General features: G+C 72.1%; 25 protein-coding genes. 14 read left to right on the forward strand and 11 right to left on the reverse strand.

Going from position 1 to position 20,738, the window contains the following annotated elements; all coding sequences use genetic code 11:
• The first annotated feature begins 60 nt into the window (after window positions 1–60).
• The 5 genes from FB454_RS26160 (at window position 61) to FB454_RS26180 (ending at window position 4,523) form a co-directional block, all read left to right on the forward strand.
• Window positions 61–2,547 carry a sensor histidine kinase gene (locus FB454_RS26160; protein WP_145823689.1) on the forward strand — a complete coding sequence of 829 codons (2,487 nt, stop codon included), beginning with the start codon at window positions 61–63 and terminating at the stop codon, window positions 2,545–2,547.
• A gap of 66 nt (window positions 2,548–2,613) precedes the next feature.
• The gene (locus FB454_RS26165; RefSeq protein WP_013287417.1) at window positions 2,614–3,039 is read left to right on the forward strand and encodes a roadblock/LC7 domain-containing protein; all 426 of its coding nucleotides are present in this window, start codon (window positions 2,614–2,616) and stop codon (window positions 3,037–3,039) included.
• Entirely contained in the window at window positions 3,036–3,425 is a 390-nt protein-coding gene (locus FB454_RS26170; protein ID WP_013287416.1) for a DUF742 domain-containing protein, read from the forward strand. Before FB454_RS26165 ends, FB454_RS26170 begins: the two co-directional genes overlap by 4 nt.
• Window positions 3,406–4,014, forward strand: a complete 609-nt coding sequence (locus FB454_RS26175; RefSeq protein ID WP_013287415.1) for a GTP-binding protein — start codon at window positions 3,406–3,408, stop codon at window positions 4,012–4,014. Before FB454_RS26170 ends, FB454_RS26175 begins: the two co-directional genes overlap by 20 nt.
• 29 nt (window positions 4,015–4,043) lie before the next feature.
• Complete coding sequence (locus FB454_RS26180) at window positions 4,044–4,523, forward strand: GNAT family N-acetyltransferase (protein ID WP_145823690.1); 480 nt, start codon at window positions 4,044–4,046, stop codon at window positions 4,521–4,523.
• 9 nt (window positions 4,524–4,532) lie between these two features.
• On the opposite strand, the gene FB454_RS26185 is transcribed toward FB454_RS26180, so the two are convergent.
• Window positions 4,533–5,381 carry a LysR family transcriptional regulator gene (locus FB454_RS26185; protein ID WP_145823691.1) on the reverse strand — a complete coding sequence of 283 codons (849 nt, stop codon included), beginning with the start codon at window positions 5,379–5,381 and terminating at the stop codon, window positions 4,533–4,535.
• 95 nt (window positions 5,382–5,476) lie between these two features.
• Between FB454_RS26185 and FB454_RS26190 the strand changes: the two genes are divergently transcribed.
• Window positions 5,477–6,208, forward strand: a complete 732-nt coding sequence (locus FB454_RS26190) for an SDR family NAD(P)-dependent oxidoreductase (protein ID WP_145823692.1) — start codon at window positions 5,477–5,479, stop codon at window positions 6,206–6,208.
• 10 nt (window positions 6,209–6,218) lie between these two features.
• Here FB454_RS26190 and FB454_RS26195 read toward each other — a convergent pair whose 3' ends face one another.
• Together FB454_RS26195 and FB454_RS26200 are read right to left on the reverse strand one after the other, a co-directional pair.
• The gene (locus FB454_RS26195; RefSeq protein ID WP_145823693.1) at window positions 6,219–6,998 is read right to left on the reverse strand and encodes a hypothetical protein; all 780 of its coding nucleotides are present in this window, start codon (window positions 6,996–6,998) and stop codon (window positions 6,219–6,221) included.
• Between the two features lie 111 nt (window positions 6,999–7,109).
• Window positions 7,110–7,586 carry a YfbM family protein gene (locus tag FB454_RS26200; protein ID WP_145823694.1) on the reverse strand — a complete coding sequence of 159 codons (477 nt, stop codon included), beginning with the start codon at window positions 7,584–7,586 and terminating at the stop codon, window positions 7,110–7,112.
• An 80-nt stretch (window positions 7,587–7,666) separates the two neighbouring features.
• Here FB454_RS26200 and FB454_RS26205 point away from each other — a divergent pair, with 80 nt between their 5' ends.
• Complete coding sequence (locus tag FB454_RS26205) at window positions 7,667–8,071, forward strand: SRPBCC family protein (protein WP_013475915.1); 405 nt, start codon at window positions 7,667–7,669, stop codon at window positions 8,069–8,071.
• A 64-nt stretch (window positions 8,072–8,135) separates the two neighbouring features.
• On the opposite strand, the gene FB454_RS26210 is transcribed toward FB454_RS26205, so the two are convergent.
• Complete coding sequence (locus FB454_RS26210) at window positions 8,136–8,342, reverse strand: hypothetical protein (RefSeq protein WP_013287408.1); 207 nt, start codon at window positions 8,340–8,342, stop codon at window positions 8,136–8,138.
• An 82-nt stretch (window positions 8,343–8,424) separates the two neighbouring features.
• Complete coding sequence (locus FB454_RS26215) at window positions 8,425–9,390, reverse strand: trypsin-like serine peptidase (protein WP_013287407.1); 966 nt, start codon at window positions 9,388–9,390, stop codon at window positions 8,425–8,427.
• 279 nt (window positions 9,391–9,669) lie between these two features.
• On the opposite strand from FB454_RS26215, the gene FB454_RS26220 reads away from it, so the two are divergent.
• The gene (locus tag FB454_RS26220) at window positions 9,670–10,185 is read left to right on the forward strand and encodes a GNAT family N-acetyltransferase (RefSeq protein ID WP_145823695.1); all 516 of its coding nucleotides are present in this window, start codon (window positions 9,670–9,672) and stop codon (window positions 10,183–10,185) included.
• A gap of 6 nt (window positions 10,186–10,191) precedes the next feature.
• Here FB454_RS26220 and FB454_RS26225 read toward each other — a convergent pair whose 3' ends face one another.
• Both FB454_RS26225 and FB454_RS26230 read right to left on the reverse strand, forming a co-directional pair.
• Window positions 10,192–10,377: a DUF397 domain-containing protein gene (locus tag FB454_RS26225; protein WP_145823696.1), complete on the reverse strand. Its 186-nt coding sequence runs from the start codon at window positions 10,375–10,377 to the stop codon at window positions 10,192–10,194.
• The gene (locus tag FB454_RS26230; RefSeq protein ID WP_047893331.1) at window positions 10,368–11,135 is read right to left on the reverse strand and encodes a DUF5753 domain-containing protein; all 768 of its coding nucleotides are present in this window, start codon (window positions 11,133–11,135) and stop codon (window positions 10,368–10,370) included. Before FB454_RS26230 ends, FB454_RS26225 begins: the two co-directional genes overlap by 10 nt.
• A gap of 88 nt (window positions 11,136–11,223) precedes the next feature.
• Between FB454_RS26230 and FB454_RS26235 the strand changes: the two genes are divergently transcribed.
• Entirely contained in the window at window positions 11,224–11,538 is a 315-nt protein-coding gene (locus tag FB454_RS26235) for a hypothetical protein (RefSeq protein WP_013287403.1), read from the forward strand.
• Window positions 11,539–11,604: 66 nt separating this feature from the next.
• On the opposite strand, the gene FB454_RS26240 is transcribed toward FB454_RS26235, so the two are convergent.
• Window positions 11,605–14,460, reverse strand: coding sequence for an aconitate hydratase (locus FB454_RS26240; RefSeq protein ID WP_145823697.1), 2,856 nt, complete (start codon window positions 14,458–14,460; stop codon window positions 11,605–11,607).
• Window positions 14,461–14,616: 156 nt separating this feature from the next.
• Here FB454_RS26240 and FB454_RS26245 point away from each other — a divergent pair, with 156 nt between their 5' ends.
• Both FB454_RS26245 and FB454_RS26250 read left to right on the forward strand, forming a co-directional pair.
• Window positions 14,617–14,973: a VOC family protein gene (locus tag FB454_RS26245; RefSeq protein ID WP_013287401.1), complete on the forward strand. Its 357-nt coding sequence runs from the start codon at window positions 14,617–14,619 to the stop codon at window positions 14,971–14,973.
• A gap of 23 nt (window positions 14,974–14,996) precedes the next feature.
• A complete protein-coding gene (locus FB454_RS26250) occupies window positions 14,997–15,650 on the forward strand; it encodes a DedA family protein (RefSeq protein WP_047893328.1) in 654 nt (217 codons plus the stop codon).
• Window positions 15,651–16,149: 499 nt separating this feature from the next.
• Here FB454_RS26250 and FB454_RS26255 read toward each other — a convergent pair whose 3' ends face one another.
• On the reverse strand, window positions 16,150–16,914 hold the full coding sequence (locus FB454_RS26255; protein WP_486485458.1) for a hypothetical protein: 765 nt from the start codon (window positions 16,912–16,914) through the stop codon (window positions 16,150–16,152).
• A gap of 41 nt (window positions 16,915–16,955) precedes the next feature.
• Window positions 16,956–17,147 carry a hypothetical protein gene (locus FB454_RS26260; protein WP_139135452.1) on the reverse strand — a complete coding sequence of 64 codons (192 nt, stop codon included), beginning with the start codon at window positions 17,145–17,147 and terminating at the stop codon, window positions 16,956–16,958.
• On the opposite strand from FB454_RS26260, the gene FB454_RS26265 reads away from it, so the two are divergent.
• Window positions 17,146–17,871, forward strand: coding sequence for a C40 family peptidase (locus FB454_RS26265; RefSeq protein ID WP_145823699.1), 726 nt, complete (start codon window positions 17,146–17,148; stop codon window positions 17,869–17,871). The genes FB454_RS26260 and FB454_RS26265 overlap by 2 nt on opposite strands.
• Before the next feature lie 40 nt (window positions 17,872–17,911).
• Window positions 17,912–18,301 (forward strand): hypothetical protein, encoded by a 390-nt coding sequence (locus FB454_RS26270; RefSeq protein WP_030274248.1) that lies wholly within the window; start codon window positions 17,912–17,914, stop codon window positions 18,299–18,301.
• Between the two features lie 52 nt (window positions 18,302–18,353).
• On the opposite strand, the gene FB454_RS26275 is transcribed toward FB454_RS26270, so the two are convergent.
• A complete protein-coding gene (locus tag FB454_RS26275; protein WP_013475927.1) occupies window positions 18,354–19,865 on the reverse strand; it encodes an APC family permease in 1,512 nt (503 codons plus the stop codon).
• Between the two features lie 198 nt (window positions 19,866–20,063).
• Here FB454_RS26275 and FB454_RS26280 point away from each other — a divergent pair, with 198 nt between their 5' ends.
• Window positions 20,064–20,717, forward strand: coding sequence for a GOLPH3/VPS74 family protein (locus FB454_RS26280; RefSeq protein WP_013287394.1), 654 nt, complete (start codon window positions 20,064–20,066; stop codon window positions 20,715–20,717).
• Window positions 20,718–20,738 lie beyond the last annotated feature (21 nt).

Consider the following 20,738-nt stretch of genomic DNA (forward strand, 5'->3'; position numbering starts at 1 on the left):
TAGCGTGCGCCGGAGTCGATCGGATTTCGGACCGACCGAAGACCGGGCCAGGACGGTGTGATGGGTTCCCGCAGTACGAATCTCCGTACGAAGATCATCGCGCTGCTGGCGTCGCTGACCGCGCTCTGGGCGTTCGCCGCATGGGTGACCGTACGGGACGGATTCAACCTGCTCGGCGTGCAGACGCTCAACGCGCGCGTCTTCGAACCGAGCGACCCGCTGCTTCTGGAGCTGCAGGCCGAGCGGCGGCTGTCGCTGCGCTACCTCGGCGAGTCCGACCCGAGCCGGTTGCAGGAGCTGGAGGCCCAGCGCGCGCGTACCGACGAGACCGCCGGCGCGCTGTGGCGCTCGGTGCGGGACTGGCGCACCGAGATCCCGGCCAGCGAGGAGCTGATGCAGCGGCTCGACGAGCTGAAGGCCGAGCTGGACCAGCTCGGCCAGGTACGCGCCGACGTCAGCCGCAAGACCATCGACCGGACCACCACGCTCATCGCGTACGACGAGGCGGTCGACGGGATCTTCGCGGTCTTCGACGCCCTCGGCGGCCTCGACGACGACGAGATCGCCGAGGACACCGCCGCGCTGATCGACCTCAACCGGTCCCGGGAGCTGCTGTCCCAACAGGACGCGCTGCTCACCGGCGCGATCGCGGCCAACCGGATCACCGTCGGCGAGCAGACCGCGTTCGCCCGCCTGGTCGGCGCGCAGTGGTTCCTCGCCGACCGCACCGCCCGCGAACTCGCCCCCGGCGACCGTGCCCGCTTCGAGCGGATGGTCGAGGGCGACGCGTTCCAGCAGCTCCGCACGCTCCAGGACCAGGTGCTCGCGGCCAAGGGCGCCGAGGTGCGCCCGCCGGTGACCGCCGCGGCCTGGCAGGCCGCCGCCGAGAAGGCGATGGCCGACCTGCGCGAGGTGATCCTCGCCGGCGGTGAGGACATCGTCTCCCGGGCCACGCCGGTCGCGGTGGGCGTCATCGTGCGGCTGGTGCTCGCCGCCGGTCTCGGCCTGATCGCCGTCATCGCCTCCGTGGTCGTGTCGATCACCACGGCGCGGGCGCTCGTCCGCCAGCTCGAACGGCTCCGCGAGGCCGCCTTCAAGCTGGCGCACGAACGGCTGCCGAGCGTCGTGGAGCGACTGGGCCGCGGCGAGGAGGTGGACGTCGCCCGCGAGGCGCCACCCCTGCAGTTCGGCGACGACGAGATCGGCCAGGTGGGCAAGGCGTTCAACGTCGTGCAGGAGACCGCCGTCCGGACCGCCGTCGAGCAGGCCGAACTGCGCCGCAGCGTCCGCGACGTGTTTCTCAGCCTGGCCCGGCGTACCCAGGCGCTCGTGCACCGGCAGCTGACGCTGCTGGACGCGATGGAACGCCGGGAACACGACGCCGAGGAGCTGGAGGACCTGTTCCGGGTCGACCACCTGGCCACCCGGATGCGGCGCAACGCGGAGAACCTGATCGTGCTCTCCGGCTCGACGCCGGGCCGGGCCTGGCGGCGCAACGTCCCCATGGTCGACGTGGTCCGCGGCGCGGTCGCCGAGGTCGAGGACTACACCCGGGTCACCGTGTTCCCGCTCGGCGAGGTGTCGCTCACCGGCCGCGCCGTCGGTGACGTGATCCACCTGCTGGCCGAGCTGATCGAGAACGGACTCTCCTTCTCGCCGCCGCAGACCACTGTGGAGGTCCGCGGTCAGCTCGTGGTCAACGGCTTCGCCATCGAGATCGAGGACCGCGGCCTCGGCATGAGCGCCGACGAGCTGGCCGCCGCCAACGCGCGCATCGTCGACCGGTCCGAGCTGAACCTCGCCGACGCCGCCCGGCTCGGCCTGTTCGTGGTCAGCCGGCTCACCGAGCGGCACGGCGTCAAGGTGCAGCTCAAGGAGTCCGCGTACGGCGGCACCACCGCAGTGGTGCTGATCCCGCGTGAACTGATCACCGCCGACGGCGCCGACGAGGCCGACGCCCTTCCCGCACCCGGGACGGCCCTGCCCGCGGCGCCCGCGCCGGACCCGGCGCGGAGCACGCCGGCCGGCGACGGCGACGGGCCGGCGATCCCGTCCGGCCCGGACGGCGGCGCCGAACCGGACCAGCCGGCCGAGCCCGCCCCGCAGGCGCCGGAGCCGGTGACCCAGGCACCTCGGCTGACCCCCTCCGGGCTGCCCGCCCGTACCCGTAAGCGGCAGCCCGCGGTGGCGGGGCCCACCACGGAGCTCGCGGTGGTGGAGCGTCGGCCCGCCGCCACGACCGACGCGGCAGAGGCGTCGCCGGCGGCGGAGCCGGAGACCGAGGCGGAGACGGCGCCGGTCACCGACGCGGGACTGCCGGTCCGGGTACGCCAGGCCAGCCTCGTGCCGGAGCTGCGGCACGACCAGACCGGGGCGGACGACGACGCCGCCGACGACGACACGGCGCGTGCACCGGAGCAGGTGCGCCGGATGATGAGCTCCTACCAGAGCGGCACCCGACGCGGCCGTACCGATGCCGCGCGCCTGCTCGGCGGAGCGCAGGGGGCCGGCGGTGGGCCGGCCGACGCGGACGAGCAGGTTACCTGACCGGGACGTCGACGCGACGGAAACCGGAAGCTGACGGCACACCAGCCGGGAAGATGAGGACGACGAGTGGCGCAGAAGACGGCTTCGAGCGCGGATCTGACGTGGCTGCTGGATGACCTGGTCGGCCGGGTCAAGCAGGCGGAGCACGCCGTGGCGCTCTCCACCGACGGACTGTTGATGGCCTCGTCCCGCGGATTGAGCCGGGACGACGGCGAGCACCTGGCCGCGATGGCGGCGGGCATCCAGAGCCTGGCCCGCGGCGCGGGCAAGCGGTTCGGTGGCGGGCACGTACAGCAGACCATCATCGAGATGCAGTCCTCCTTCCTGTTCGTCACCGCGGCCGGGCGCAACGCCTGCCTGGCGGTGCTGGCCTCGGAGGACGCGGACGTCGGCCTGATCGCGTACGAGATGGCCATGCTCGTCACCCGGGTCGGCCGGTTCGTCGCGTCACCGACCCGGGAACAGCCCCTCGGCGAGAACGCGGCACGATGACCGGCCGGGGGGACTCCGCGGAGCAGGAGTGGGTGGACGACCACGCCGGCCCGGTGGTGCGCCCGTACGCGGTGACCGGAGGCCGGGCCCGCCCGGTCACCGGCACGTTCGACCTGATCTCGCTGGTCACCTCGACCCGCACCGATGTCGGGTCGGAGTCCGGGCTGGGCCCGGAGCACGTGGCGATCGTCGGCCTCTGCCAGCGGATCCTCTCCGTGGCCGAGATCGCCGCCCATCTCGACCTGCCGGTGGGCACGGTCCGGGTCCTCCTCGGAGACCTGGCCGCCCGCAGCCTGGTACAGGTACGCGAGCCGCGCGCGACCACCGCCGGCCTTCCCGACGAGCACGTTTTCGAGGCGGTTATCAATGGACTACGGGCGCTCTGAGCGGCCGGCGGGCGCCGCGCCGCTGCCCACCGCGATCAAGATCCTGATCGCGGGCGGGTTCGGCGTCGGCAAGACCACAATGGTCGGCGCGGTCAGCGAGACCCGCCCGCTGCGCACCGAGGAGGTGCTGACCGAGACCGGGATCGGCATCGACGACCTGTCCGGTATCGAGGAGAAGTCGACCACCACTGTGGCGATGGACTTCGGCCGCATCACCATCAGCGACGACCTGGTGCTCTACCTGTTCGGCACGCCCGGGCAGGACCGGTTCTGGTTCGTCTGGGACGAGCTGGCGCTCGGCGCGCTCGGCGCGGTGGTGCTCGCCGACACCCGCCGGCTGGCCGACTGCTTCCCGTCGATCGACTACTTCGAGGGGCGCGGTACGCCCTTCGTGGTGGCGGTGAACTGCTTCGAGGGCGCCAAGACGTTCCGTCTGGACGAGGTGCAGGCCGCGCTCGACCTGGACCCGGGTGTGCCGGTGGTGCTGTGCGACGCGCGCAAGCGGGAGTCGGCCAAGGAGGTGCTGATCACGCTGCTGGAGCACGCCATGAAGCTGCGGGAGGCGCGCCGCCGCGCCGCCGAGGACTGAGCGGTCACAACATCGACGGGGGAGTGGCGATGACCGAGGTGACGGTCCGGGCGATGAACCCGGACGAGTTCGACAGATGGCAGGACGAGCTGGCCGCCGGGTACGCGCGGGAGCACGTCACGGCCGGTAACTGGACGCCCGAGGAGGCGCTCGACCGGGCCCGGGAGGCCACCGCCGGCTTCCTGCCGCAGCGCATGGCCACGCCCGGCATGCTGTTCCTGGTCGGCGAGCTGGCCGACGGCTCACCGGTCGGCCGGCTGTGGATCGGCCTGACCCACCCGCGCGGTCTCGCCGACTGCGCGTTCCTCTACGACATCGAGGTGGCCGCCGGGCACCGGGGCCGGGGCCTCGGGCGGGCGCTGCTGGCGGCCGGGGAGCGGGCGGCCCGGGAGCACGGCGCCCAGGCGCTGGAGCTGAACGTCTTCGGCGCCAACGAGACGGCCCGCAAGCTGTACGAGACGTCCGGCTACCGGGTGGTCACCCAGCAGATGCGCAAGGATCTGTCCTAACGCCGGCCCTCACAGGCGGGTGGCGGTACGGACCAGTCCGGCCAGCGCCCGGGACCGGCTGTGAGGCGGCCAGGCGATCACGGTGGTCACCGTCGGCGCGTCCGGCACCGGCACGGCGGCCATGTCCGGCCACAGCAGCGACCGGCACGACTCCGGCAGCAGCACCGCGGTACGCCCGAGCGCGACCAGCTGGAGCAACTGGGAGTGGTCCCGCACCTCGGGGCCCGGCCCGTCCGGGTAGGTGCCGTCGCGCAGCGGCCAGCGCGGCAGCGGCAGGCCGGGCAGCGTCTCGACGTCGGCCATCCGCAGCTGCGCCCGCCCGGCCAGCGGATGCCCCGCCGGCAGGACCAGCACCTGCTGTTCCGTCACCAGTTCCTCGGTGTCCAGTCCGGTCGTCGAGTCGAACGGCAGGTGCAGCAGCGCCACGTCGGCCCGCCCGTCGCGCAGCAGCCGTTCCTGCTCACCGATGCCGGACAGCAGCACCTCCACCCGGACCGCGTCCGGCTCGGCGGCGTACGCGTCGAGCAGTTTCGGCAGCAGCTCGCTCGACGCACCCGCCTTCGTCGCCAGCACGAGTCCGGCACCGCCGTTCGCGGCCTCACCGGCGCGGCGGGTACGGCGGTCCGCGGCGTCCACGGCGTCCAGGGCCGCCCGGCCCTCACGGAGCAGCACCGACCCGGCCGAGGTGAGCGCGACGCGGCGGCTGTCCCGTTCCAGCAGCGTCACGCCGAGGCGCCGTTCGAGCTGGCGGATCGCCCGCGACAGCGGCGGCTGGGCGATGCCGAGGCGGCGCGCGGCGCGGCCGAAGTGCAGTTCCTCGGCGACCGCGACGAAGTAGCGAAGCTCCCGCGTCTCCATCCCGCCACCGTACCGCCGGATTGATACCCGTCGGGTATCGCCTGCTACCGAGGTGGTGTTGGAGGCCCGCCCGCCGCGCGGACAGGATCGACACCATGAGTGAACGGACGATCGCGCTGGTGACCGGCGCGAACAAGGGAATCGGGTACGAGATCGCGGCCGGCCTGGGCGCGCTCGGCTGGCGGGTGGGCGTCGGCGCCCGGGACGGGCAGCGGCTCGCCGAGGCGGTGGCGAAGCTGCGCGCGGGCGGCGTGGACGCGTTCGCCGTACCGCTGGACGTGACCGACGACGCGAGCGTGGCCGCCGCCGCCCGGCTGCTGGAGACGGAGGCCGGTGGCCTGGACGTGCTCGTCAACAACGCCGGCGTGACAGGTGGCACGCCGCAGCACCCCGGTGACGTGGACGTCGCGACCATCAGGGCCGCCGTCGAGGTGAACGTGATCGGGGTGGTCCGGGTGACCGAGGCGATGCTGCCGTTGCTGCGCCGCTCGGCCTCGCCCCGGATCGTCAACATGTCCAGCGGCGTCGGCTCGCTGACCAGGCAGAGCGCCTCCAGCGGCGAGGACCAGACCGGTCCGCTGTCGGTCGCGTACGCGCCGTCCAAGAGCATGCTCAACGCGGTGACGATTCAGTACGCGCGGGCGCTCGCCGGCACGGGCATCCTGGTCAACGCCGGCTGCCCCGGCTTCACCGCGACCGACCTGAACGGCTTCCGGGGCGTGCGGACCCCACAGCAGGGCGCGGCGGTCGCGATCCGGCTGGCGACGCTGCCCGACGACGGGCCGACCGGCGGCTACGTCGAGGACGCGGGCACGATCCCGTGGTGAGCGCCGCCCGTCAGCACCACATGACCGGGTTGCCGGTGGCCACCGACGCCGCGCACAGCCGGCGCAGCGGCTCCACGATGTAGGCGAAGTCCTCGCCCGACCGGCTCCGGGTCCGCACCGCGAGCCGTTCGGGTGGCGGCTCGCCGTGCTCGCCCACCGGCCGCATCGCCACTGTCGTCCGCGTCCCGCCGGCGGTGAACTCCACCCGGTCGCCGGGCAGCGGCCGCTGGCCGAACCGGACGGCCCGGAACAGCGTCACCGGCGGGTCGGCGCGGTCGAGGACGAAGAAGCCGTCCGGGTCGACGCCCGCCTGAAAGCCCGGGCCGAACATGAACAACCCGCGGTAGGCCTCGACGTACTGCATCACGACCGCGCCGGTCGCCTCGTCGATCAGCTCCACCTCGTCGGTGATCCGGTCGGTGCCTGCGATCACGTCCAGCTCGGCGAGCACGACCGCTGCCCGGTCGGCGGGCAGCGAGCCGCCGTTGGCGTCCGGCAGCGCGGCGGCGAGCGTCGGGAAACGGTGCTCGCCGGCCGCGCGCAACGCCTGCTGGAACAGGCGTACGCCGGCCCAGTTGGACACGCGCTCGCTGACCAGTTCCATGTGCCGGTGCGGGCAGGCGTCCCCGGTCATCCACGCGTAGAAGGTGTTGTCGGCGGCCCCGTCGTACTCGTCGGCCTGCACCAGCGCGAGCCACCCGTCCTCGTCGTAGCCGACCGGCCCGATCGGGCACGGCGTGGCGAGGCCGTCCTGCCAGCACCGGCAGTACACGAACGCGTCGAGTCCCACGCCGGCACGCTACCGGCGCCCGCCCCGGCGCCGCGCGCCGGTTTCGGCGGCTCAGGTGCCCGCGCACCGGCTCGCGACCGCTCGGGTGCCCGCGCGCCGATTCGCGGCGGCTCAGGTGACGGCGAGCAGCACGGCGTCGCCGCTCGCCGCCGCGTCGCGGTAGAAGTCGCGCAGCGCGGTGAAGTAGGGCAGCAGGTAGCCGTCGAACTCGTCGTCGCCGTCGTCCCAGATGTGCGGGTAGATCTCGGCCTCCGACATGGCCTCCGGGTCGAAGCGGGCCCGCAGTGTCGCGTCGTCCACCGCGTCGAGCCCGGCGGCCACGGTGCGGACCGCATCCGGCATGAGCAGCCGGGCCGGGCCCATGCCGAGATCCGGCCCGATCGGGTCGCCGCCGACGATCGCCGGCCCGGCGTCGCCCCGGATCTCGTACGTGGTGCCGGTCAGCAGGTAGTGCAGCCCGTGCCACGCCTTGTCGAGGTCGAGTTCGTCCGGACCGCCCTGGAACAGCGTGCCGACCGTGTCCGGATCGGCCAGCACCGTCGCCAGTTCCGCGCCGGACAGCCGGCGTGCGGTGAACACCATGCCCATGTGGTCGTCTCCCCGGGGGGGTCTGTGGAAATCGGCGGCAGCGTAACGCAGGCGTCCGACAGCCGTGTGATCATCGGCGTATGGCCACTGACACCCGGCACCTCAGCGTCCACATCGATCGTCCGGTGGCGGAGGTCTACGCCTTCGCCGCCGACCCGGCGAACCTGACCCGCTGGGCGCCGGGCCTCGGCGGTTCGGTCGTGTCCGTCGACGGCCACTGGTTCGTGGACACACCCGAAGGGCGGGCGCGGCTCACGTTCGCCCCTGCCAACGAGTACGGCGTGCTCGACCACGAGGTGCGGACGCCGTCGGGCGAGACGGTGTACGTGCCGTTGCGCGCCATCGCCGACGGCGACGCCACCGAGGTGGTGTTCAGCCTGCGGCGGATGCCAGGCATGAGCGACGCGGACTTCGACCGGGACACCGCGCTCGTGGAGGCGGACCTGGCCCGGCTCAAGGCCGTACTGGAGAGCGCCACCGGCTGACCGGAACGGGAATTGCGCTGCGGCGAATAACAGCTGTGGTGGCCGGTGAATGCAATTCGGTGAATCAGTCGCCGATGGCGTCCCGCATTCGTTCCCGCGTCCAGTATTCGGACGGGTCGGTGGCGCCGGGGCTCGGATTGTGCGTCGCGACCACCGGGCCGGGCGGCGCCGGTCGCCCCGCGTCGCCCTCGCGCGCCGCGAGGACCACGACGGCCGCGGCGACGGCGAGCGCCGCGACGGCGGCCGCGCCGAGCAGCACACGATGTGACATGTCGCCTCCTCCGGGCCGGGTGCCGGTCCGCCTGGTGCCGGCCCGCCTGGTGCGCCGGGTGGCACACCAGGCGGACCGTCGTTCACCAGGTGTCGTTCGCGTACGTGTTGTAGAGCGTCCCCACCACCGCGGCGGAGAAGTACGGCGAGCCGTTCGTGTTCGAGCCGCTCGAGTAGCTCATCACCCCGTGCACGTCACCACGCCTGGTGGTGTTGTCGTAGCTGTAGTACCACGGGCCGCCGCTCGAACCGCCGCCGAAGCCGCAGTTCATCTCGATCCGGTTGCTGCCCGCGTCCCGCGACGTGCCCGAGCAGACCCACTGGATCTCGCCGCTGTCCTTGTTGCTCGGGTAGCCGAAGATGTCGTAGTGGTACGCGCGCCCACCGCCGGTGAGCAGCCCGTTGGCGCCGACCGCGTCCACGATCGACCGGCTGCCGTAGACGAGCGCGACGGCCACGTCGTACTGCCGCTCACGGGTGCTGATCCAGCCGCTCGGCACCGCGAGCGTGGACCAGTCCCAGGTGCCGTACGGCTGCGCGCCGTTGCGGTACGACGGCACGAACATCCAGTTCGCGGTGTGCCAGTCCCGGCCCGGCCCGTCGTGCACGCAGTGCGCGGCGGTGAAGACCATGTTGCGCGCCGGACTGTTCACCACGCTCGCCGAGCAGTAGTGGCCGAGACCGTCGGTGGAACTGGTGTAGAAGATCTTCCCCACCGTGATCGACTCGTTCAGTTGGGTGCCGAAGCCGCTGCCGTCCTTCGGTGCCACCGCCTCCGCGAAGCGCCGCACCCGCTCCGCGGTGGGGCTCTGGGTGACCGGGCCGGCGGCCTTCTCCACCTCGTCGGCGGGAGTGGCCGCCGCCATGCGCTCGGCCGTCCAGTAGGCCCTGGCCTGCGAGGACGACCCCGCCTTGCGCTCGATCGACGTGACAGCAGCCGGAGCGGCCGTGCCTGCGGCGGTGCCGGTGCCGGCCAGTGCCGGAGTGCCGGCGAGGATCGCCGGCAGGATCAGGGCCGGCAGGGCCAGAAGTCTGATCGTCGTCTTCATGAAATCCTTCCCAGTGTTCGATTCCCGGATCGAAACTGGAGCGCCCCCGTTGTGCATCGCGATATCGGCAACGTATCGACGGGCTTCGGAGCGTGTCAACGAATCATGGACGTCGATTGTTTGCGGTGTCGGATGTGCGATCGGGGGCGAGGGATATCATCGAATTGCAATTTCGCGATGAGTGGGATGCCGGCTTCAGCGGTCGTTCGTTGCCGCCGGTCCGTGAGCGGCGCTCGGCCTCGGTAGCCTCGAAGCCGTGACGAAGGGACCGGGGCCACGATGACTGCTGATCCGCCGCCCGCCACCGGGCGACTGACCTTCGCCGAGATGACCGTCGACGACCTCGACGACATGGCCGCCCTTCTCGGCGACCCGGTCGTGATGCGCTACTACCCGCGACCGAAGATCCGGGCGGAGGCACTGGACTGGATCCGCTGGAACGAGGGCCTCTACTGCGGCCACGGCTTCGGACTGTGGGTGCTCAGGTCACGGGCGACAGGCGAGTTCGTCGGCGACTGCGGTCTCACTCCGCAGCCGGTGGACGGGGTGATGGAGGTCGAAGTCGGTTACCACCTGCGGACCGGGATGCAGGGCCGCGGATTCGCCACGGAGGCGGCGGCCGCGTGTCGCGACCACGCGCGCGACCGGCTGGGCGTCGACCGTCTCGTCGCGATCATCCACCCGGACAACACGCCCTCACAGCGGGTCGCGGAGCGGATCGGGCTGAGCTTCGAGCGTGCGACGACGTCCGAATCGGGGGATCCGGTGCATGTGTACGCCGCGCGCCTGGCCTGACCGGGCTCAGCGGCGGGCCGACGTCACGAACCGGGTCCACGCGGCCGGGGTGAAGGTGAGCACCGGCCCGGCCGGGTCCTTCGAGTCGCGGACGCCGACCACACCGGGCAGGTTGCCGGCGACCTCGACGCAGTTGCCGCCGTTGCCGCCGCTGCGGGTGCTCTTGCGCCACTGGGCGCCGCTCAGGTCCATGCCGCCGCCACTTCCCTCAGCAGTTCCAGGGTCCGCGCGCGGGGCAGCGCCTCGCCCCGGATGCGTTCCCACCGACGCTCCAGGGTAGCAATCTCCGAGGGCTGCTCGATGATCTGCGCGCGGGCCTGGCTGTCCACATGCGCCACCCGGTTGCCGTCGCGCAGCTCCGCGATGACGAACGGCCCGTCCAGCCCGGGATAGGTCGGCGTGTCGGCCGGCACCACGTGGAGCTGCACGTTCGGCAGCTCGGCGCAGGCGAGCAGGTGGGTCACCTGCGCGGCCATCAGCGCCCGGTCGCCGGCGGCGGCGCGGCGCAGTACCTGCTCGTCGAGCACCACGACGTACAGCGGTCCGCGCGGCCGGGTGAGGATGCCCTGCCGGTCCAGCCGGGCGGTGACCAGGTCGGTGACTTCGTCGGCGGTCAGCGGCTGGCCGATGAACGTGGCCCGGGCGTACGCCTCGGTCTGCAACAGACCCGGCACCCACGCCAGCTCGAACGTGCGTAGCGCGACCGCCTCGCGTTCGATGTCCACCCACGGGCGGAACCAGACGGGCTCGCGGCGGCGGACCGCGTCGGGCCAGAGCGCCTCGATCGGCTGGCCCAGCAGGTTCGCCACAGTCGCGCGGTGCCGGCTCTGCGGGATGTGCCCGGGGTTCGCCCACCGGGCCACCGTCTTCGGGTGCAGGCCGAGCCGCTCCGCCAGGCTCTCGGCGGTGTGGCCGGCGCCGGCCAGCGCGGTGACGAAGGCATGGTTCATGCCCATTCCTCCCCGGAGCAAAAGAACCGTCCGAAGGAGATTACACAACGCTGTGTGATTGTTCGGGCACCCTCGGCACGGTGGAGGCATGACCGAACCGACACCCACATCGGCGTACCCCCGGGTGGTGCTACCGCTGACCGGCCACCGCGCGTGCGGTCCGGCCTGGCGCTGCGACCGCTGCGGCGAGCCCTGGCCGTGCCCGACCCTGCGGGCCGCGCCCACCGACGCGGCCCGCCGCGCCACGATGATCCCCGAGTTCTCCCGGCTCACCCGGCAGGCCATCCGCGACCTGCGCGGCCGCCCCGACGGCCCGGATCCGATCGCGATCGTGCGGCGCTTCCTGTGGTTCCTGCCGCTCACCGACTCCGAGGCACGCGCCGTCGCGCTCCGCCTCCGCTGAGATGTAAGGAAGGGCCCCTTCTTAACAGACGTCTGTTAAGAAGGGGCCCTTCCTTACATGAAGAACTCAGCTGGCGATCATGCGGCGCAGCACGTACTGCAGGATGCCGCCGTGCCGGTAGTAGTCCGCCTCACCCGGGGTGTCGATGCGGACCACGGCGTCGAACTCCACGCCGGTGTCGGTGGTGACCTTCACCGTGCGCGGGGTGTCGCCGTCGTTCAGCGCGGTGACGCCGCTGATCGAGAACGTCTCCGTGCCGGTCAGGCCCAGCGACTCGGCGGTCTCGCCGCCCGGGAACTGCAGCGGCAGCACGCCCATGCCGATCAGGTTCGAGCGGTGGATCCGCTCGTACGACTCGGCGATGACCGCCTTCACGCCCAGCAGCATGGTGCCCTTGGCGGCCCAGTCACGCGACGAGCCCGAGCCGTACTCCTTGCCGGCCAGGATGACCAGCGGGACGCCCGCCTCCTGGTAGGCCATCGAGGCGTCGTAGATCGAGGTCTGCTCGCCGGTCAGGTGGTTGACCGTGAAGCCGCCCTCGACACCCGGGACGAGCTGGTTGCGCAGCCGGATGTTGGCGAACGTGCCCCGGATCATCACCTCGTGGTTGCCGCGGCGGGAGCCGTACGAGTTGAACTCGTGCCGGGCCACGCCGTGCTCGGCCAGGTACTTGCCGGCGGGGGAGTCCGCCTTGATCGAACCGGCCGGGGAGATGTGGTCGGTGGTCACCGAGTCGCCCAGCTTCGCCAGCACGCGCGCGTCGGCGATGTCCTGGACCGGGGCCGGCTCCTGCTGCATGCCCTCGAAGTACGGGGGCTTGCGCACGTACGTCGACTCGCCGTCCCAGGAGAACGTGTCACCGGTCGGGGTCGGCAGCGACTGCCAGCGCTCGTCACCGGCGAACACGTCGGCGTACGCGGCGCTGAAGCCGGTCGCGCCGATCGCGGAGGCGATGACGTCCTGGATCTCGGCGCTGTTCGGCCAGATCTCCCGCAGGAACACCGGGTTGCCCTGGGCGTCCTCGCCGATCGGCTCGTTCGCCAGGTCGATGTCCATGGTGCCGGCGAGCGCGTACGCGACCACCAGCGGCGGGGACGCCAGGTAGTTCATCTTGACGTCCGGGTTGATCCGGCCCTCGAAGTTGCGGTTGCCGGACAGCACCGACACGACTGCGAGGTCACCGTCGTTGACGGCGGCGGAGACCTCCTCCGGCAGCGGGCCGGAGTTGCCGATGCAGGTGGTGCAGCCGTAGCCGACCAGGTTGAAGCCGAGCTTCTCCAGGTACGGCGTGAGGCCGGCTCGGTCGTAGTAGTCCATGACGACCTTCGAACCCGGCGCCAGGGTGGTCTTCACCCACGGCTTGCGGGCCAGGCCCTTCTCCACCGCGTTTCGGGCCAGCAGCGCGGCGCCGATCATCACCTGCGGGTTCGAGGTGTTGGTGCAGGAGGTGATCGCGGCGATCACCACGGCGCCGTGGTCCAGCTCGTACTCGACGCCGTCGGCGCCGGTCACGCGTACCGGATTGCTCGCCCGGCCGCCCGCGCCCACGGCGGCGGTCTCCAGGTCGCGCGGCGCGTCCGCCGGGTCGTTCACGCCGTTGGCGGGGGAGTCGCTGGCCGGGAACGACTCGGCCGACGCCTCGTCGGCCGGGCCGTCGGCACCGAACGGCTTCTCCTGCTGCGGCACGCCCGGCTTGCGGCCCGGGTCGCCACCGGTCTCGTCGGCTGCCACGTAGTCGCTGAGCGCGGCGCGGAACAGCGTCTTGGCGCTGCCCAGCGGCACCCGGTCCTGCGGGCGCTTCGGGCCGGCCAGCGACGGCTCGATCGTGCTCAGGTCCAGCTCCAGGCGCTCGGAGTACTCCGGCTCGCGCTCCGGGTCGTGCCAGAGGCCCTGCTCCTTGGCGTACGCCTCGACCAGCGCCACCTGAGACGCGTCGCGGCCGGTCAGCTCCAGGTAGCGGACGGTCTCGGCGTCGATCGGGAAGATCGCCACGGTCGAGCCGTACTCCGGCGACATGTTGCCGATGGTGGCGCGGTTGGCGAGCGGCACCGCGCTCACGCCCGGGCCGTAGAACTCGACGAACTTGCCGACCACACCGTGCTTGCGCAGCATCTCGGTGATGGTCAGCACCAGGTCGGTGGCGGTGGTGCCGGCCGGCATCTCACCGGAGAGCTTGAAGCCGACGACCCGGGGGATCAGCATGCTGACCGGCTGGCCGAGCATCGCGGCCTCGGCCTCGATGCCGCCGACGCCCCAGCCCAGCACACCCAGGCCGTTGACCATGGTGGTGTGCGAGTCGGTGCCGACGACCGTGTCCGGGTACGCCTGGCCGTTACGCTCCATGATCGTACGGGCCAGGTACTCGATGTTGACCTGGTGCACGATGCCGGTGCCCGGCGGGACGACCTTGAACTCGTTGAACGCGGTCTGGCCCCAGCGCAGGAACTGGTAGCGCTCCTTGTTGCGCTCGTACTCCAGCTCGACGTTGCGCTCGAAGGCGTCCTCGCGGCCGAACAGGTCGGCGATGACCGAGTGGTCGATGACCAGCTCGGCCGGGGCCAGGGGGTTGACCTTGGTGGCGTCGCCGCCCAGGTCACGGACCGCCTCGCGCATGGTGGCCAGGTCGACCACGCAGGGCACGCCGGTGAAGTCCTGCATCAGCACCCGGGCCGGGGTGAACTGGATCTCCACGCTCGGGTCGGCGGTGGCGTCCCACGCGCCGAGCTGCTGGATGTGGTCGGCGGTGATGTTCGCGCCGTCCTCGGTCCGCAGCAGGTTCTCCAGCAGGATCTTCAAGCTGTAGGGCAGTCGCTCGTGGCCCTCCACCTTGTCGATCCTGAAAATCTCGTAGCTCGCGTCTCCGACGCGTAGCTGGGTCTTCGCACCGAAGGTGTCGAGGCTCGCCACGTCGTACTCCTTCACACCAGCGACCGTGAGTAGTCCTGAGCAGTTTGTCGCACCGGCCGGGGCGCTGCCGTGCTTAGGCAACACTTACCTGCGTCGGTCTCTACAAAACCGTACGTCCGTCTTGCTATTCGTGCAACCTCGTGCCACGCTGCGGGACGAGGAGGTGCCACCATGATCCATCACGTCCTGCTCGCCTGCCCCCGCGGCTCCGAGGACGCGTCCCGCTCCTTCTACGCGGGCCTGCTCGGCCTCACCGAGAAGCCCAAACCCCCGGCCCTCGCCGCCCGCGGTGGCTGCTGGTTCACCGGGTACGACGCCGAACTGCACCTGGGCGTCGAGGACGACTTCCGCCCGGCCCGCAAGGCGCACCCCGCGCTGCTGCGCACCGACCTGGACGAGCTGGCCGCCCGCCTCGACGCCGCCGGACACACAGTGACCTGGGGCGACGACGAGATTCCCGGCATGCGTCGGTTCCACACGTACGACCCGCACGGCAACCGGCTGGAGTTTCTGGCCCCCGCGGGCTGACCAGGCGCGGGTAGGGTCGGCGGGTGGTCGACGTACAGCACTGGCTCGCCGCGCTCCCACCGGCCCTGATCTGCCTGCTCGTGGGCGGGGTGATCGGCGTGGAGAGCATGGGCATCCCGCTGCCCGGCGAGATCGTGCTGGTCAGCGCCGCCCTGCTCGCCGCCACAGGCGCCGTCGGGCCCGAGTGGGTGGCCGCCGCCGCGGCGACAGGCGCCATCATCGGCGACTCCGTCGGGTACGCCGTCGGCCGCCGTGGTGGCCGCCCCCTGCTGGAACGGCTCGGCCGGCGCTTCCCGAAACACCTCGGCCCGGCACACCTGGCCCGCGCCGAGCTGAGCTTCGCCCGGCACGGCGTCTGGGCCGTGTTCTTCGGGCGGTTCGTCGCGCTGCTGCGCATCCTCGCCGGGCCGCTCGCCGGGGCGCTGCGCGTGCCGTACCGCCGGTTCCTGGTCGCGAACGCCGCAGGCGGGCTGGTGTGGGCGTTCGGCACCACCTACCTGCTGTTCTACCTCGGGCAGGCCGCCGAGCACTGGCTCAAGGACATCTCCTGGGCCGGGCTGGTGCTGGCGGTGCTGGCCGGCGTGGTCAGCACCGCGTGGCTGCGCCGCCGGGCCAAGCGCCTGCACGTGTCCGAGCCTTCCGACCAGCCCACCCCGGTCCCCGCAGCCGACCGCTGACCCCCGCCCCAGCGCCTTCCCTCGCCTCTGCCTCTGCCCCGGCGTGCCCTCGCCTCTGCGCCGCCGCCCTCGCCTGGTCCCGCTCTCGCCCGGCCCGGCACTCGCCCTTGCGCTGCCCGCCCTCGCCAGGCCCCGCCTCACCCTTGCGCTGCCCGCCCCTACCCGGTTGATCAAGGAGTTTGTGTCCTGCAGTGGCTCCCGCAGTGACACAAACTCCTTGATCACCGATGTGGGTGGGTGGGGCGGCGAGCAGTGCGGGGTCACGGTGGACCGGGTGGGCGCGATGCCCGGGTGGACCGGGGGCGTGATGTCCCGCAGCGGGAAGGCCCACGAGATCTTGGTAGGAAAAGGCCCTCAGAGGGGCCGTTTCCTACCAAGATCTCGGCCGGCCGCACCCGACCCGACCACTCCAGAGCGTCGATCATGAAGTTGGCGGCGACAAAACGGACAGGAAACGCCGTCAACTTCATGATCGACGGGGCGGGGCGCGTGCCGGTGGTCAGGGGGCGGTGAGCAGGGTGAGCAGGGTGTCGCGGGCGGCGCGAACTGCGTCGCGGGACTCCTCGGTGTGGTCCAGCGCGTCGAATCCGTGCTGCCCGTTCGGCACGTCCACCACGCACAACGGGATGCCGCGACGCTGCGCGACAGCCGTGAACGCCTCGATCGTGGGGGCGACCTCGGGCCGCTCCCGCCCGGCCCGGGTCAGCACGAGCGTCGGCCGTGCCGCGCCCTCCGTCTGCGCGGCTCCGACACCTGCGCCGGCGGGCAGGTCGAGGGCGTCGATCGGGCGGAAGCGCGGGTCCACCGGCGGCCATCCGGGCAGCGGCGCCAGCAGGGGATAGGTGGCGGCCACGCCCCGCAGCCAGGCGGGCGGGTCGCGGAGCCAGTCGCCGAGCAGCAGGCCGGCGCCGGAGAAGAACCACAGCCCGAGCCGGTCGGCGTCGACGCGCGGGTCGGCGCGGAGCATTTCGGCGGCGGCGGCGACCCGCGCGGCGACCGTGTACAGGTCGTCGGGGCTCGCGACGGTGAGCCGGGGGATCGCGGTCAGCACGCCTGCCTCGGCGAGCAGCGCGCCGTAGCCGCGGTAGAGCGGCCAGTCCCGCGCGTCGGGTGCTTCGGGCGGCCCCGGTACGCCGTGCACGACGACGACAGCGGGATGCCGGCCGTCGCCCACGGGCACGTGCAGGTCGACGTCGCCGTGCCGTTCCACGGCGGCGGGCGGGGGATCGAGGACGAACGGGCTCTCCCAGAAAACGGTTCCCATCATGGCGATGGTAGGAGAATCCGCCGCCCGCGACTGTCCGGTCAGGACGACGAGGACGCCTTGGCGTGCCGTTCGCGCAGCCGGTCCCGGATCTCCTCCGGGGTGTACGCCCGGCGCCGCCGCTCGGCCCGCGCCACGACCACTCCGGTCGCCGCGACGCCGGCGAGACCCGCGAGCCCGAGTACCTTCCACCACCGCATCCGTTGCCGCATCCGCATAGGGTAGTCCTCCATGAGCATCAGCCTGGACGAGGCCGTGGAGCTGACCCGCACCGGCGATCTGTGGGTGTTCCGCGGACGCAGCGTGCCCGACCGGGCCATCCAGCTCACCACGAACAGCCCGGTGAACCACGTGGGCATGGCCGTGGTGCTCGACGACATGCCGCCGCTGATGTGGCACGCCGAGCTGGGCCGTTCGCTGCCGGACATGTGGACCGGCACCCACCAGCGCGGCGTGCAGCTGCACGACCTCCGGGACGCGGTCTGCGTCTGGGGCAACCGGTACGGCCAGCGGGGCTGGCTGCGCCAGCTCGAACCGCCGGCCGACACGGCGATGGAGGAGGCGGTGCTGCGTACCGTGGCTCGTCTGGACGGGACACCGTTCCCGTCCACCGCGCAGCTCGCCTGGCGGTGGGCCCGGGGGCGGCTGCCGCACCCGCCCCGCCTGAGCCTCGGCGGCCTCCGGGGCAGGGCCGCCGACACCAGCAGGACCGCCGACACCAGCAGGACCGCCGACACGAGCAGGATCGGCGACACCAGCAGGGAGAACGCCGCAGCACTGGAGACGGCGTACTGCGCCGAGGTGGTCGCTGTTACCTACGAGGCGATGGGCCTGCTGCCCGCCGGGCGACGGCCCAACTGGTACGACCCGGGGCGGTTCTGGAGCGGCGACGACCTGGCCCTCAACGGCGGCGCGCACCTCGGTGCCGAGATCGAGGTGCAGATCCCGCCGCGCTGACCAGGTTTGCCGCCGGGGCGTGCCGGTAATGAGGAGCGTCGTGACGGCTTCCACCGACCTCGACACGCTCACCGACTTCTTCGACCGGTACGGCGTGGCGCTGACCACCGCCGACGTGCCGGCCATCGCCGGCTGCTACGCCCTGCCCGGGCTGGTGGTCGCCGACACCTACAGCTTCTCGTTCACCTCGCCCGCGGCGGTGGCGCTCAGCTTCGTCGGCGCCGCCCCGGACTACCAGGAGCGGGAACTCGTCGCCGCGAACGCGCAGATCGAGGACGTGCAGCAGATCTCGGCACTGCTCACCGAGGTTGCGGTGCGCTGGGAGTTCCTGGACAGCCAGGGCGGCGCGGTGCCCGGCGAGCGCTACCGCTATCTGCTGCGCACCACCGAGGACGGCCCGGTGATCTGCACCGTCATCCGTACCGCCTGATCGTGGTGGTGCGGCGGCCGGCCACGCGGGCCGGCCGCCGCACCGACCGGTGTCAGCGGTGGTGGGCGCCGGCCCAGCGGTCGGCCTCGGGGGCCGGGTGCAGGCCGGGCTCGTGCAGGCCCTCCTCGGTGACCTGGCCGATCCGGCGGTACGTGTCCGGCCGGCTGGTACGCAGGATCGCGCCCCAGATCAGGCCGACCACGCCCGCCGCCACCGGGATCGCCGGCAGCAGCCACTTCAGGTAGCTCGCCGTGTCGGGGGCGAGCAGCGCGTCGAAGTTGAACAGCAGCACCAGCAGCACGGCGGTGAGCAGGACCGTGCCGAGCGCCGGGGCGATCGCCCGCTGCCACGCGCTCTCCGGGCCGGGGCGGCCCCGGAAGAAGCCCACCACGGAGGCCGAGGTGAGCGTCATCAGCAGCACGACGCCGACGGCCGCGGCGCCGGACAGCCAGGTGAACAGGTCGATGACCGGGTCACGGCCGGTCATCGCGAACGCCAGGAACACCACCACTGCGAGGACGCTCTGCACGAGCGAGCCCGCGACCGGCGCGCCGCTGCGGCTGGAGGTGGCGCCGAGGAAGCCCGGCAGCACCCGCTCCCGGCCCAGGGCGAACAGGTAACGCGCCACGCCGTTGTGGAACGACAGCAGGGCGGCCAGCACGCTGGTGATGAACAGGACGTTGGCGATGTCCGCGACGACCGCGCCGGTGTACTGGTCGAGTGCGCCGAAGATGATGCCCGGCCCCGCCTCGGCACTGGCCGCCGGGGCGTTCTCCGGACCGGTGAGCACGGTCAGCGCCCAGGCGGAGAAGGCGTAGAACAGGCCGGTGAACGCGACCGCGATGTAGGTGGCCCGGGCGACCGTGCGCCGCGGGTCCTTGACCTCCTCGCTGTAGATGGCGCCGCTCTCGAAGCCGGTGAAGGAGGCGATGGTGAACGCGAGCACCGCGCCGAAGCCGGCGCCGAACAGGTGGCCGGGGCTGATGCCGGCGGTGGTGACGGTGCCGCCGTCGGGGTTGGCGAAGGCGACCAGGTCGAAGATCAGCACGGCCACGCACTCGAGGATGAGCAGCACGGCGAGGACCGTGGCGTTGAGGTCGATGCGCAGGACGCCGAGCGCGCCGATGAACACCCAGGCCAGCAGCGCCCAGACCCACCAGTCGAGACTGATGCCGGTCTTGGCGTCCATGAAGTCGCCCAGGATCGCGCCGAGCAGGCCGTAGAGACCGATCTGGATCGCGTTGTACGCCGCCAGCGCGACAGCCGAGCCGGCCACCCCGCCGGCCCGGCCGAGGCCGTTGGCGATGTACGCGTAGAACGCGCCGGCGTTGGCGACGTACCGGCTCATCGCGGCGTAGCCGGTGGCGAAGACGGCGAGCACGGCGGCGAGGAGCACGTATCCGAGCGCGGCGCCGATGTTGCCGCTGACCGCGTACATGGTGGTGACACCACCGCCGAGAACGGTCAGCGGGGCGGACGCGGCGACGGTGAAGAAGACGAGGTGGGCGGTGCCGAGACGACCGCGGCGCAGCCCACCGTCGGAGAAGAACGGATCGGAGGACAAGGCTTCTCCAGGGGAGGGGGTGAGGGGATTGAGGTGTCTACTTCGGAACAACCTGAAGCAGGGTATTGGTGATCACTGATCGTGACAACCCCGCTTCGATATCGATTGGGGTGCGCGTGATCGGCCGGAATTGAGCTGTGCGTGGTCATGCCGTACCGTCCCGTGTCGACGATCACGGCCACCGTTCGAGGATGGACCATGACCTACCCCGGGGCGCAGGCCACTTACCGGCTTGCGGATGCGCTGTTCCTTATCGGACACGACGAGTTCACCGGCAAGCCACATGTCGCCGTCGACCGGCTGGAGTGCGGGCTGGCTGGCGCCGCGCTCGCCGAGCTGATGTTCGAGGGCCGGATCGCCCTCGACGGAGGGGGGATCGCCGCTGTCGATCCGCGGTTGTGGCAGGAGCCGCTCACCGACCTGCTGATCACCGAGATCCTGCGCCGCGAGGGTGCGCATCCGGCCCGGCTGTGGATCCGCTACCTGCGGACCCAGCTCAACATCAACGAGCGCGTGGGCACCCGGCTGGTCACCGCCGGCGTGCTCCGGCGCGAGCAGGGCAAGCTGATCGGCCGGATGGTGCGCTGGCCGGCCATCGACCCGAACCAGGCGGCCTCACCGCGGGTGCGGCTGACCGCGATGCTGATGCACTCGTCCCCGGCCGAACTGGACCCGGGCACGCTGCTGCTGGCGACCCTCGCCGAGGCGGTCGGGCTGGCCACGCACATCTTCGACCCGCAGGTGGCCACGCGGATGCGCGACTGCCGCCGGTTCCTGCCGGCTCAGCTCGAAGGGCTGCTCGCCGCCGTCGTGGGCGCGCTCGACGTCACCACCACGACGGTACGGCGATGACGTCCCGCCCCGGGCCGAGCC

The sequence above is a fragment of the Micromonospora sp. CNZ297 genome, from assembly GCF_007827625.1.